The sequence below is a fragment of the Salinihabitans flavidus genome (genome assembly GCF_900110425.1).
GTDB lineage: Bacteria > Pseudomonadota > Alphaproteobacteria > Rhodobacterales > Rhodobacteraceae > Salinihabitans > Salinihabitans flavidus.
In genome coordinates, this window is sequence record NZ_FODS01000023.1 from 41,323 (window position 1) to 53,848 (window position 12,526).

At 61.7% G+C, this 12,526-nt stretch carries 13 protein-coding genes and 1 pseudogene; 11 read left to right on the top strand and 3 right to left on the bottom strand.

The window, feature by feature from the left end; genetic code table 11:
• The first annotated feature begins 7 nt into the window (after positions 1-7).
• Positions 8-970 (top strand): calcium-binding protein, encoded by a 963-nt coding sequence (locus BMW66_RS20775; RefSeq protein WP_093119879.1) that lies wholly within the window; start codon positions 8-10, stop codon positions 968-970.
• A gap of 236 nt (positions 971-1,206) precedes the next feature.
• On the opposite strand, the gene BMW66_RS15770 is transcribed toward BMW66_RS20775, so the two are convergent.
• Positions 1,207-1,800 (bottom strand): NAD(P)H-dependent oxidoreductase, encoded by a 594-nt coding sequence (locus BMW66_RS15770; protein ID WP_093119902.1) that lies wholly within the window; start codon positions 1,798-1,800, stop codon positions 1,207-1,209.
• A 279-nt stretch (positions 1,801-2,079) separates the two neighbouring features.
• Between BMW66_RS15770 and rpsO the strand changes: the two genes are divergently transcribed.
• The 3 genes from rpsO to BMW66_RS15785 all read left to right on the top strand — a co-directional run bounded on the left by rpsO (position 2,080) and on the right by BMW66_RS15785 (position 3,886).
• Positions 2,080-2,349 (top strand): 30S ribosomal protein S15, encoded by a 270-nt coding sequence (rpsO, locus tag BMW66_RS15775; RefSeq protein ID WP_093119881.1) that lies wholly within the window; start codon positions 2,080-2,082, stop codon positions 2,347-2,349.
• Between the two features lie 140 nt (positions 2,350-2,489).
• Positions 2,490-3,596, top strand: coding sequence for a GTP-binding protein (locus BMW66_RS15780; RefSeq protein ID WP_093119882.1), 1,107 nt, complete (start codon positions 2,490-2,492; stop codon positions 3,594-3,596).
• Positions 3,593-3,886: a DUF6525 family protein gene (locus BMW66_RS15785; RefSeq protein WP_093119884.1), complete on the top strand. Its 294-nt coding sequence runs from the start codon at positions 3,593-3,595 to the stop codon at positions 3,884-3,886. Before BMW66_RS15780 ends, BMW66_RS15785 begins: the two co-directional genes overlap by 4 nt.
• On the opposite strand, the gene BMW66_RS15790 is transcribed toward BMW66_RS15785, so the two are convergent.
• Positions 3,862-4,308 (bottom strand): PACE efflux transporter, encoded by a 447-nt coding sequence (locus tag BMW66_RS15790; protein WP_093119885.1) that lies wholly within the window; start codon positions 4,306-4,308, stop codon positions 3,862-3,864. The genes BMW66_RS15785 and BMW66_RS15790 overlap by 25 nt on opposite strands.
• 293 nt (positions 4,309-4,601) lie before the next feature.
• Here BMW66_RS15790 and pnp point away from each other — a divergent pair, with 293 nt between their 5' ends.
• From pnp to BMW66_RS15805, 3 genes are all read left to right on the top strand, one after another.
• Entirely contained in the window at positions 4,602-6,734 is a 2,133-nt protein-coding gene (pnp, locus tag BMW66_RS15795; RefSeq protein WP_093119886.1) for a polyribonucleotide nucleotidyltransferase, read from the top strand.
• 215 nt (positions 6,735-6,949) lie between these two features.
• Entirely contained in the window at positions 6,950-7,699 is a 750-nt protein-coding gene (locus BMW66_RS15800; RefSeq protein WP_217639324.1) for a lipopolysaccharide kinase InaA family protein, read from the top strand.
• A 5-nt stretch (positions 7,700-7,704) separates the two neighbouring features.
• Complete coding sequence (locus BMW66_RS15805; protein ID WP_093119889.1) at positions 7,705-8,907, top strand: hypothetical protein; 1,203 nt, start codon at positions 7,705-7,707, stop codon at positions 8,905-8,907.
• Positions 8,908-9,000: 93 nt separating this feature from the next.
• On the opposite strand, the gene BMW66_RS15810 is transcribed toward BMW66_RS15805, so the two are convergent.
• A complete protein-coding gene (locus BMW66_RS15810; RefSeq protein ID WP_093119890.1) occupies positions 9,001-9,654 on the bottom strand; it encodes a peroxiredoxin in 654 nt (217 codons plus the stop codon).
• 130 nt (positions 9,655-9,784) lie between these two features.
• Between BMW66_RS15810 and BMW66_RS15815 the strand changes: the two genes are divergently transcribed.
• The 4 genes and pseudogenes from BMW66_RS15815 to BMW66_RS15830 all read left to right on the top strand — a co-directional run.
• Positions 9,785-11,209: an aldehyde dehydrogenase family protein gene (locus tag BMW66_RS15815; RefSeq protein ID WP_093119892.1), complete on the top strand. Its 1,425-nt coding sequence runs from the start codon at positions 9,785-9,787 to the stop codon at positions 11,207-11,209.
• Between the two features lie 50 nt (positions 11,210-11,259).
• On the top strand, positions 11,260-11,910 hold the full coding sequence (locus BMW66_RS15820) for an RluA family pseudouridine synthase (RefSeq protein WP_093119893.1): 651 nt from the start codon (positions 11,260-11,262) through the stop codon (positions 11,908-11,910).
• A gap of 70 nt (positions 11,911-11,980) precedes the next feature.
• Positions 11,981-12,220 (top strand): annotated as a pseudogene (locus tag BMW66_RS15825) (IS481 family transposase); the annotation flags it as partial.
• 48 nt (positions 12,221-12,268) lie between these two features.
• Positions 12,269-12,526 (top strand): transposase (locus BMW66_RS15830; protein WP_139196193.1); only part of this gene is annotated, 258 nt, incomplete at its 3' end.

Consider the following 12,526-nt stretch of genomic DNA (forward strand, 5'->3'; position numbering starts at 1 on the left):
TGGTGACATGTTTTATCTTGCCGGGCTGCTGGGCCTGATGGCGATGGGGGCCGCAGCCTTTGTCGGAACGGATTCTCTGGACACGGAGGAGGCGGATGAAAACGACCTTCCCGAGCCAGAGGGCGAACTGACGACAGATTTTCAGACCGAGGCCGGGAATGGGGAGGCGGCGGACGGGGGCACGGACAGCATCCTGCCCGGCACTGACGAGGGCGAAACGCTTGGCGGCGGGAGCGGCAACGATCAGATCAACGGATATGACGGTGATGATCTGCTGGAGGGCTGGGCCGATTGGGATCAGCTATTCGGCGGGGCCGGCGATGACACGCTGGACGGCGGGGAGGGCGACGACACATTGCATGGTGGCGATGGGGACGATCTTCTTGCGGGCGGTGCCGGCGACGACAATATCTTCGGTCATTTCCACGATGACACGCTTTTTGGCGGTGCGGGCGGGGATTCCCTGCACGGCGGGATGGGCGATGACCTGCTGGACGGTGGGGAGGGCGCGGACGCGCTGCATGGCGGCTATGGCGATGACACGCTGCTGGGCGGCACGGGCGAGGATACGCTGTTCGGCGGTCCGGGCGACGATCTGATCGTCGGCGCGGGAGATGGCGAGGCCGATTATCTCAATGGCGGGGCGGGCGACGACCTTCTCATGGCGGGGAGCGGCGATATCGTCACCTCCGGCGAAGGGGCGGACACGATCACGCTTCATGACCGGATGAGCGAGGCGGCGACGGTGATCGACTATGACCCGGATGAGGATAACCTCGTGCTTCTGATGAATGAGGCGGACGTGGCGCCGGATCTGTCGCTTGTCCCCGATGCGGACGATCCGGGCACCTCGCATCTGCTGCTGGACGGGGTGGAGATTGCGGCGATCCGGGGCGGCGGCGATCTGTCGCTGGCGGATATAACGTTGTTGCCGCAGGACAGCCCCACCGCCGCGATCATGCGAGTCTGAGCCATCAAGGGGCTGCGCCGGTCGCGCTGGCATCCCCCAGTCGCTCGTTCACCTCGATATCGCGGCCCACGCGGAACCGCCGCGGCCGGCAGGAATCCGTTTTGTTCAGCGCAGGCCAAAGCCCCGAGGGTCAAATTCACCGGGTCCACGCGCATCCTGCGAATCGCTCTCTCAAAAGCGATTCTGGCCATGTGGTCGGGACAATCACATGCCCCGACCGTGCAGCGCCCGGCTCATCAAGCAGCGAGCTTTGCTGTCTTCTCGACCAATCGTCGGGCCTGATGCGCCACCGACGCGCGGCCGGCCGCATCGAATTCCCCGGCCTTGGTCGAATAGCCATAGGGGTTGCCCCCGGATTCGGAGATCGCGGAGTCGGTGTAGCCTGGTGTCACCACGATCGCCCCCCAATGCATGAAAGTCGGATACAGAGTGAGCAGTGTGACTTCCTGACCGCCATGGGTGTTTGCCGCGCTGGTGGTGGCGGTCACGGCCTTGTCGGCCAGTTTGCCAGCCATCCATAGCGGACCGAGAGTGTCGATGAAGGCGCGCAACTGGCTGGCCACCACGCCATAGCGGGTGGGCGCGGAGAAGAAGTAGCCTTCGGCCCATTCCATGTCATCGGGGCCGACCTCCGGAATATCCGCCATCTTGTCGGCTTGTGCCTTCCAGGCGTCCTGCCCTTCCACAACCTCTTGCGGCGCGGTCTCGGCCACCCGGCGCAGGCGAACCTCCGCGCCTGCGGCCTCCGCGGCCCTGGCGGCTTCCTCGGCGATCTCGTGGTTGGTGCCGTATGTCGAATAGAATATGACAGCGATTTTCGGTGTGGGCATTCTGACCTCCATTCATGTCTCACCTTTCATGTGATCAGCAGGGCCGGGCCATGAAAGGTGTATGTGCGCAAATGTCTTGTGCGTGTTTGCAGAGAGGATCAAACCGCCTGCCTTTGCCCACGCACTGCAAGGTGCTGGCGGAATTGCCCCCTTTTCTTTTGCCGCGATTCCGCCTATACGCCCGCATCTGACCGGCGACAGCCGTGCAGACATCTCCAAGGACCGTGCTGGACGACATCCCGGCTCGTGCCCTCACCCTTCAATTCAAAGGAGACCCCGATGTCGATTACCGTTGACGAAAAACAGCGCCTGATGACGGAATTTGCCACCAAGGAAGGCGACACCGGCTCGCCCGAGGTTCAGGTGGCCATTCTCACGTCGCGCATTTCCACGCTGACCGAGCATTTCAAGACCCACAAGAAGGATAACCACGGCCGCCGTGGCCTTCTGATGATGGTGGCCAAGCGCCGCAAGCTGCTTGATTACCTCCGGGGCAAGGACGAAGGCCGCTATCGCGACCTGATCAAGCGTCTCGGCATCCGCCGCTAGGCGGACCGCCGACCGCTGGTTCGTTGACCGCGTCCCCACCGGGGCGCGGTTTTCTTTTGTGGCGCCGCGGTGGCTTGGCAAGGGGGGTTCGATTCGCTATGAAATGATATGTAATAACATATCCATATCGGAGGCCACCAATGACTGATACCCGCCTGCCCGTCACTGTCTTGTCCGGTTTTCTGGGCGCCGGCAAGACCACTCTGCTGAACCGAATCCTCAACAACAGGGAAGGCCGCCGCGTCGCCGTGATCGTGAATGACATGTCCGAGGTGAACATCGACGCGGATCTGGTGCGCGCAGGTGGCGCCGAGTTGAGCCACACGGACGAAACCCTTGTCGAAATGTCGAACGGCTGCATCTGCTGCACCCTGCGCGACGACCTGTTGGCGAAGGTGCGACGGCTGGCCGACGAGGGCCGCTTCGACACGCTGGTGACGGTGGTCGATGCCCGCAACCTGCTGGAGAATTTTTCCAGCCACGACTTTCTGAGCGACCGGGGGGAATCGCTGGGGGAGGCCGACGACCGCACTCTGGTGGACCTGTTGACCGACCAGATCGAATTTGCCGACGTGGTGATCGTCAACAAGATCTCCGAGGCGGGCCCCGAGCGTGCGGATACCGCCCGCAAGATCGTCCGCAGTCTGAACGTCGACGCCCGCATCCTGTCGACCGACTTTGCCGATGTGCCCGCAGACAGCGTGCTGGACACCGGGCTTTTCGATTTCGACCGGGCGCATGAACATCCCATGTGGGCCAAGGAACTCTATGGGTTCGCGGATCACGTCCCGGAAACCGAGGAATATGGAATCGCCTCCATTGTGTTTCGGGCGCGTGCGCCGTTCGATCCGGGACGGATTCACGCCTTTCTGGACGGCCCGCTGCCCGGTGTGATCCGGGCCAAGGGGCACTTCTGGATCGCCACCCGTCCCGACTGGGCGGCCGAGTTTTCACTTGCCGGGGCGCTGTCGAGCGTCAAGCCGCTTGGCAAGTGGTGGGCCGCTGTCCCCCGGGAGCTTTGGCCGGATCACCCGCAGGCGCACGCCTATGTCCGCCAGAACTGGGCCGAACCGTTCGGCGACCGGCGGCAGGAACTGGTTTTCATCGGCAGTGGCATCGACTGGCCGGCGCTTCGGGCCGGACTGGAGGCGTGCCTCATACCGGAGGCCGAGGCGGAGGATCTTTCGGCGCTGACCGGGCTGAGCGATCCGTTCCCACTCTGGCGTGAGGCAGGGGCCGCCGCATGAGGACGACCCGGAATGGCAATCGCGGTGCGACGCGGCTGCGACTCCGCCGCCGCAAATCCGATCCGATGCGCGATTTCGATGCCTTGCCGCCGCACCTGCGCTGCTGGCTGGCGCAGGCGGCGCGGCCGTGGTCGCCGGCGTCCTGCCTCGCCATCTGGCGCCGGTGTGCGCGCGGTGGGTGCGATGTGACGGAAGCGCTTGCCCGCCTCGACCAGATCGAGGCGGCGATGCTTGCCCGGGACGCGCCCCCCGCCGCCATGGCGTCTCAGTCGGTGGAGGCGCGGGCCTGACGACGCCCGGCGCCGGGGATCGGAAAGATCACGTCATAGGCCCAGTTGAAAGCAAACGCATAGACGAGATAGAAGCCCGCGAAGCCCAGATCCATCACCAGCGCGGTCATCAGGCTCACGTCGAGATGCCACGCGATGAAGAGCATCAGCACCACCAGAAGCCCCGCCTCGAACAGCAGCGCATGCAGGACGCGCAGAGCAACAGTCTTGTGCACGTGACCGGCCAGCCGCAGCATCGCCCGGTCGAACAGCACGTTGTAGAGATAGTTCCACAGGGTGGCGATCGTGGCCCCCACGACCGCCACGACGCCGATGGCGAGCGGCGCCATGTCAAAGGCCCACGCCCCCAGCGGTGTGACGATCAGCAGGCCGAGAATCTCAAAGCTGACGGCGTGGCGAATACGGTCCGGTGTTGTGCGCATTCCGGGGCTTCCCTTCTGTCATGCCGGGCCGTCCCGTATGGTGCCGCATCCGCGGGGGAGGTCGTCCTTCCGCGAGGGCTCATAGCAGCCCGCCGGGATCGCGGCAACACGCGCGGGCGCGCGCGCTTGTCCTTTCAATCGGCGGCAAACTCATGTATGGGCGGACAATCTGAGACGTGTGCCCGGGCCCCGGCATTCGAGAGATATGATGGAAGGGGTCGGCGGCAATGGGGCCGCCATGCAAAACGGAAGACCCGGGAGGGCCCGGGAGTGCTTCCAATCAGGAAACGATGATGTTTGACGTAACGACGAAATCCATGAAATGGGGCGAGGAAACCCTCACCCTTGAAACGGGCAAGATTGCCCGGCAGGCCGACGGCTCTGTGATCGCCACTCTGGGCGAGACCAGTGTCATGGCCAATGTGACCTTTGCCAAGGAACCGAAGCCCGGAATGGACTTCTTTCCGCTGACGGTTCACTATCAGGAAAAATACTATGCTGCGGGCAAGGTGCCCGGTGGCTTTTTCAAGCGCGAGGCGCGTCCGTCGGAAAAGGAGACGCTGACCGCGCGTCTGATCGACCGGCCGATCCGCCCGCTGTTCGTGCCCGGCTTCAAGCACGAGACTCTGGTGATGTGCACCGTGCTGAGCCACGATCTTGTCAACGATCCCGATGTCGTGGCGATGATCGCCGCCTCTGCGGCGCTGACGATTTCCGGCGCGCCCTTCATGGGGCCGATCGGCGGATGCCGTGTGGGGTATGTGGATGGGGAATATGTCCTCAACCCGGAAATCGATGACATGCAGGATCTGCGCAACAACCCCGAGCAGCGCCTCGATCTGATTGTCGCGGGCACCAAGGACGCGGTGATGATGGTCGAATCGGAAGCCTATGAGCTGTCCGAGGCCGAAATGCTGGGCGCGGTGAACTTCGCGCATGAGCAGATCAAGCCGGTTTGCGATCTCATCATCGATCTGGCCGAAGATTGTGCGAAAGAGCCGTTCGATTTCACTCCGCCGGATTATTCGGAGCTTTACGAGGTCGTGAAAGCCGCAGGCGAAGAGCAGATGCGCGCCGCGTTCGCCATTCGTGACAAGCAGGAACGCACCCACGCGATTCCCGCCGCGAAAGAAGCGATCAAGGCGGCCCTGACCGAGGAGCAGCTTGAAGACGCCAACCTTGGCGCGGCTCTCAAGAAGCTGGAGTCGACCGTTCTGCGCGGCGATGTCGTGAAGAACGGCAACCGCATCGACGGCCGCAAGCTCGACGAGATCCGGGACATCGAATGCGAAACCGGCCTTCTGCCGCGCACGCATGGCTCCGCGCTTTTCACCCGTGGTGAGACGCAGGGTCTTGTCGTGACCACGCTGGGCACCGGCGATGACGAACAGTTCGTCGATGCGCTGCATGGCAACTTCCGGTCCAACTTCCTGCTGCACTACAACTTCCCCCCCTATTCGGTGGGCGAAGCGGGGCGTGTCGGCCCTCCGGGACGGCGCGAGATCGGCCACGGCAAGCTGGCATGGCGCGCGCTTCAGGCGGTCCTGCCGCCGGCGACCGATTTCCCCTACACGATCCGCCTTGTGTCGGAGATCACCGAATCCAATGGGTCCAGCTCGATGGCCACGGTGTGCGGCTCATCGCTTGCGATGATGGATGCGGGCGTGCCGCTCAAGACCTCTGTTGCCGGCGTGGCGATGGGTCTTGTTCTGGAAGACGATGGCGAATACGCGATCCTGTCGGACATCCTTGGTGACGAAGATCACCTCGGCGACATGGATTTCAAGGTCGCCGGCACCGCCGAGGGCATCACCTCGCTTCAGATGGACATCAAGGTTGCGGGGATCACGCCGCAGATCATGGAAAAGGCTCTGGATCAGGCGAAGGCCGGCCGGATGCACATCCTTGGCGAGATGGACAAGTCCATCTCGGGCGCGGGCGATTTCTCGGTCCATGCGCCGCGGATCGAGACCATGCAGGTTCCCACCGACAAGATCCGTGAAGTGATCGGGTCGGGCGGCAAGGTGATCCGCGAGATCGTCGAAGTGTCGGGCGCCAAGGTCGATATCAACGACGATGGCGTGATCAAGATCGCCTCGCCCAATGCCGAAGCCATCCAGAAGGCCTATGACATGATCTATTCGATCGTGGCAGAGCCCGAGGAAGGTGAGATCTACAAGGGCACGGTGGTGAAGATCGTCGATTTCGGCGCCTTCGTGAACTTCTTTGGCAAGCGCGATGGCCTCGTGCACGTCAGCCAGATCGAGAACCACCGCCTGAACCATCCCTCGGATGTGCTCAAGGAAGGTCAGGAGGTCTGGGTCAAGCTTCTGGGCTTCGACGACCGTGGCAAGGTGCGCCTTGCGATGAAGATGGTCGATCAGGAGACCGGAGAAGAGATGAAGAAAGAGGAAAGCGCGGAGTAGTCTTTCCTTCCAGATCGACGAACAAGGTCCCGGCACTCGTGTCGGGGCCTTTTGCGTTAGATGCGGCTTTATCTAGTTCGAAGATCCCCGCGCTTTCTACCTCAGATGTGCAAATAGTTGGGCATAAAATAGAGTAAAAACCGCAAATGACACCTTCACCGTCAAGACCTGCGAGAAAGCTCCATTTTGAGTTCCCGTCCGAAACGGAACCGGAATTGAAGGCGTGGCTTTCGGAGGCCGTGCCTGATCCTTCGTGGACTCAAGCGCCTGAAAATGCAGAGATATTGAAGACCGCTCGTCAGAGGTTGGTCCTGCGCATATTCTTCGGTGACGCGCATCCGAGCCTTGTTGCAAAGATGTTTCCCTTGCGCAATATCAGCTCGATGCTGCGCTACAAAAAATATGCCTACCAGGAGTTCTGCAACGGGCAGGAGGCGCGCGCGCGCGGGATCAGGGTACCACGGCCTTACTGCTATTTCCATCGGCGCCTCTTTGGTCTGGTGACTGGCTCGGGGCTGGTAACCGAGGACCTTGCTGGTCATCGTGATATCTTACAATTGTCCAGAACACGGCCGGGTGGTTATTTGGAGGCATCTTTATTGGCCATCCCAGCGCTGTTGTCATTGTATCATGCGGGCGTTCATCATGTGGACGCTCGGGACGAGAACATTCTGATCGCTCCGAACTATGATGATGGCACCAAATTCAGCATTATTGATTGGCAATACGCCGCTTTTTTCGAGCCCCGGTCGGACTGGCTTCTGGAACACCTCTGCGCTCACTATATTCGCAAAGCTCCTCTTGGTGAGCGTGAAGCACTATTGAATGATTGGGTTAAACGGTTGCATGGGCAGGCTGATATGGATACGCCGCTGGACATTGTAAAACAACGTGTCGAGCGCTTGCTGAATGCTAGGCCCTCCGTTCGCGCCCGACTGCACCTGAAGCCGGTCGGTAAGGATTGATAGACATGTCAAGCCCTTTGCCTCTAGCCAAGATCGGGAATTACTTGCGTCTTGCTGCAGCCGTTATTCGAGGAGGCACGGTTCGCTTCTACACCGGTGATCTGAAGTCCTTTTACGCCGACATGAATGATGCCGATATCAACTATGTCGTACTACGTTGGAGTGATCATGTCCCGCGATGCGCACAGGAAGAAGCCGCCAGCAATGATGACATCGACCACCTGATTGCCGACGATCAAACTTGGGAAATTCTGGAGATTTCGTCCCGCCACCACGGCGGTACGAAATGTGATTATTATTCAGTTTCCGGCCAACAAGGTTCCAGCTACCGCAGTATGCCCTACTATATGCCAGCACTGGCAGAGCGGCTGTTGAAAGGGCGCGTTCTGGACCCGCGTGGCTTTTTTCGGCCTGATCCAGTGTCTGAGTTTTTCGCCTTTGCCTACCATTTATGTTATCATAAAGGGCACCGCTGTGGCATTTTGATCGGTGGCGGTTTCAATGGCACCGTGGATGTACCCAAGAAAGACTACGTTGCGGAACTGCGTGGGCTGGCAAAGGCTGCTGGGGACATTGCGTTGCCCGAGCCTCTGACCCTACTGGCTCTTCACGAGTTGCTCAGGTCTTCTGATTGGAACATGCCTTACGACCTGATGGTGCGTTGGCCGGATCAGCATCCATTCATGGCGACACTAATCGAATACGAACAATCTCTGGCCACCACGAAAGTAGAGAGATGTAAAGGCCTTACCGTGTTCATACTGCGCGAAGACGGCGACGCTCCGGATATGGTTCAACTGGCCACGCGAATGATTTCCGAGAGGTTCACACCGCTGGAAACAGTCATTCTGGATGAAACGCAACAAGACCGGGTGATCCGGCAGACGCGCGGCGGCGATTGGGTGGAGAAATACTGCGGCGCTGTTGTTCGGCCAACTGTTGCCATCATTTGCCGCAATGCGCCCTCACCTGGACCGCTTCCCATACCCATGTCGCCTGCAAAGGTTAAGAAGCGCTATCCGCATGTTGCCAATACCGACGTGTTGATCAAGCGTCGGATCAGGGATGAGATCAACGCCGCCACACCGTCATCGTTTGATCGTGTTGTCATCCATGCGACAGACAATGCGTTCGAATGCGCCGAAACTCTGTCAGCGATTTTTGGAGATGGTCTGGATAGCGCACTCGGGCGGTTCTCGCAGACCTGAACTGCAGGGGAGGAGAAGCCTCCGAACCCCTGCAATTCGATAACATGACGTCACACCGATTCTTCCTGCGCGCTCCTTTGGGTCAGACCCGGATCAGGCCGGATTCTTGGCAAAGCGCAGATAGGGCAGCTTCTTGTCGAGCTGGCCGTATTTCGCCTCCGCGTCCACGTCGTTGAGGCCGAGCGCCACGATCACGTCCTGCCCGGTCTGCCAGTTGGCCGGGGTGGCCAGCGGCTGCTGGTAGGTGCGTTGCAGGCCGTCCAGCGCGCGCAGCACCTCGGCGAAGTTGCGGCCCACCGACATCGGGTAGGTCATGATCAGCTGCACCTTCTTGTCGGGGCTGACGATGAAGACAGAGCGGACACTGGCGGAATCGGCGGCGGTGCGGCCATCGGGCAGATAGGCGTCGGCGGGCAGCATGTCGAAGGCTTTTGACACGGCGAGATCTTCGTCCGCGATGATCGGAAAGCCGGCCTTGGCATTGGCAAAACCCTCGATGTCGCTTTTCCATTCCTTGTGCTCTTCGACACTGTCGACGGAAATGCCCATCACCTTGGTGCCGCGCTTGGCCCAGTCTTCCGAAAGCTGCGCGACGGCGCCGAATTCGGTGGTGCAGACGGGGGTGAAATCCTTCGGGTGCGAGAACAGGATCGCCCAGCTGTCGCCGATCCAATCATGCAACTTGTATGTTCCCTGATCCGTTTTTACGGTCAGGTCGGGAATGGTGTCATTGATACGAAGGCCCATTTCATTCTCCTTTGGATGAGGCTTGCATGAGGGGTGTGAATTTGATCATATTCGGCAAGTCCGATACACAAGACCCATATGGGGTCTCAACCGCGCGGTTAAAGTGCCGCCTGCCACACGGAGGTCAATCATGATCGAGAAACGTCAATTCTATATCGCGGGCGGCTGGACGGACCCGGCGACGCCCCGGGATCTTGAGGTGATCAATCCGGCGACGGAAGATCCATGCGCTGTAATTTCCCTTGGAGATCAAGCAGATACCGATGCCGCCGTCGCCGCCGCACGCGGCGCGTTCGGGGCGTGGGCGCAAACCCCTCTGGCCGAAAGGGTCGCCCTGATCGAGCGGTTCGCGGAAATCTACAACAGGCGCCGCGACGAGATGGCGCAGGCCATCAGCATGGAGATGGGCGCGCCCATCGATCTGGCGCGCAACAATCAGTGGGGCGCGGGCGCATGGCACACGCAGGGCTTTCTCGACGCGCTGAAGGACTTCGAGGTTGAGCGCCCCTACGGCGAGCACGATCTCATCCGTTATGAGCCGATCGGGGTTTGCGCGCTGATCACGCCGTGGAACTGGCCGATGAACCAGGTCGTGCTCAAGACGATCCCGGCGCTGGCGGTGGGCTGCACGGTGGTGCTCAAACCCTCCGAGATCGCGCCGCTGTCGAGCCTGCTGCTGGCCGAGATGGTGGACGAGGCGGGCTTTCCCGCCGGGGTGTTCAACCTCGTGAACGGGGACGGCGCGGGCGTGGGCAGCCAGCTTTCGGCGCACCCGGACGTGGACATGATCAGCTTCACCGGCTCCACCCGCGCGGGCACGGCCATTTCCAAGGCCGCCGCCGATACGATCAAGCGCGTGAGCCTTGAGCTTGGCGGCAAGGGGGCCAACCTGATTTTCGCCGATGCCAACGAAAAGGCGGTCAAGCGCGGGGTGATCGACTGCATGCAAAACACCGGGCAAAGCTGCAACGCGCCGACCCGGATGCTGGTGGAGCAAGGCCGCTATGACAGCGCGGTGGAGCAGGCCAAGGCCGCCGCGGAGGCCGTCGCCGTCGGCGCGCCGTCCGAACCCGGCCGCCATATCGGCCCGGTCGTGTCGCAGGCGCAATACGACAAGGTGCAGGCGATGATCGAGACCGGCATCAAGGAGGGCGCCACGCTTGTCGCCGGCGGGCCCGGCCGGCCCGAGGGGATGAACCGGGGCTATTTCGTGCGCCCCACGGTCTTTGCCGATGTGACGCCGGAAATGACCATCTACCGCGAGGAAATCTTCGGCCCGGTGCTGGCGATGTCGCCCTTCGCGGATGAGGCGCAGGCGGTCGAGATGGCCAATGACACGGTGTATGGGTTGACCAACTACATCCAGTCGGAGGACGACGAGAGGCGGCTCCGAGTCGCGCGGCGCCTGCGCTCTGGCATGGTGGAGACCAACGGCAAGGCGCGCGAGAACGGCTCTCCGTTCGGGGGCTACAAGCAGTCGGGCAACGGGCGCGAGGGCGGCCTCTGGGGGCTTGAGGAGTTCTGCGAGGTCAAGGCGATCTCCGGCTGCCGCTGAACCGGCGCGGCGGGGTGGACGCGGGGCAGAGGCCTGTTATATCGGGCGCCATGCCGCAAAGCGCCTACACCCCGCCAACGGAGCCGCTCGAGATCCTGCACGAGGATCACGAGATTCTGGCCGTGAACAAGCCGGCCGGCCTTCTGTCCGTGCCGGGCAAGGGGGCGGATCTGGCCGATTGCCTGTTGTCGCGCCTGCAGGAGGCGTTTCCCACGGCGCTTCTTGTGCACCGGCTGGACCGGGACACATCGGGGGTGATGATCTTTGCCCTGAGCCCCCACGCGCAGCGCCATCTCTCGCTGCAATTCGAAAAGCGTTACACGAAGAAAACCTATGTCGCGCGCGTCGCCGGACGGCTGGAGCCGAAAACGGGAACGGTGGATCTGCCGCTCATCGTGGACTGGCCCAACCGCCCGTTGCAGAAGGTCTGCCACGAGACCGGGCGACAGGCGCAAACCGATTGGCGCGTGCAGCGATATGGCGAGCGTGAAAGCCGCGTTCGGCTGATGCCGAAAACCGGGCGCAGCCATCAGCTTCGGGTGCATATGCTGGCGCTGGGGCATCCGATACTGGGCGATCCGCTCTATGCCACCGGGGCGGCGGCGGAGCATCCGCGCCTGATGCTGCATTCCGAGGAATTGCGCCTGCGTCACCCCGATGGCGGGGCGGGGGTGCGGTTTCGCGTGAAGGCCCCGTTCTGAGCGCCCGGCCTAGGTGTTTGATCCCATGGTTTGATGGTGCGATCCTTTCTCGGGAATGGAAGGAAGCATTATGGGACAAGTTCGTCACGGGAGCGCCACGACCACGCACGCTGTCAGAGCTGCAATACAGCGATCGCAAGCTTCGCTCGCGCAGCTGAGCAAGGAGCTGGGCATCAACCCCAAGACCGTTGCGAAGTGGCGCAAGCGTGCGACGGTGGAGGATCAGAAGACCGGCCCGAGAGCCACGCGTTCAACCGTTCTCAGCGAGGAAGAGGAGGCAATGATCGTCGCGTTCCGGCGGCACACATTGAACCGCCCCGGGTTTACCGGAGAGTAAAACTCTCAAAAGGTGAGCCTCATGACAGACAAGAAACACACCCCGAGCTACACGGCCGAGTTCCGCGCGCGCGGCGTTCGGCTTTTCCGCGAACATCGTTCTGATTACAGCAGCGACAGTGCTGCCTACCGGGCAATTGCCTCGAAGCTGGGCTGTTCGTCTTTCAGCCTGCGGGACTGGTGTCGGCGCGCCGCGCGTGATGCAGGCGAGTTGTCCGGACCGACAAGCGAGGAGAAGGCACGGATCAAGGCCCTGGAGCGTGAGAACCGTGAACTGCGC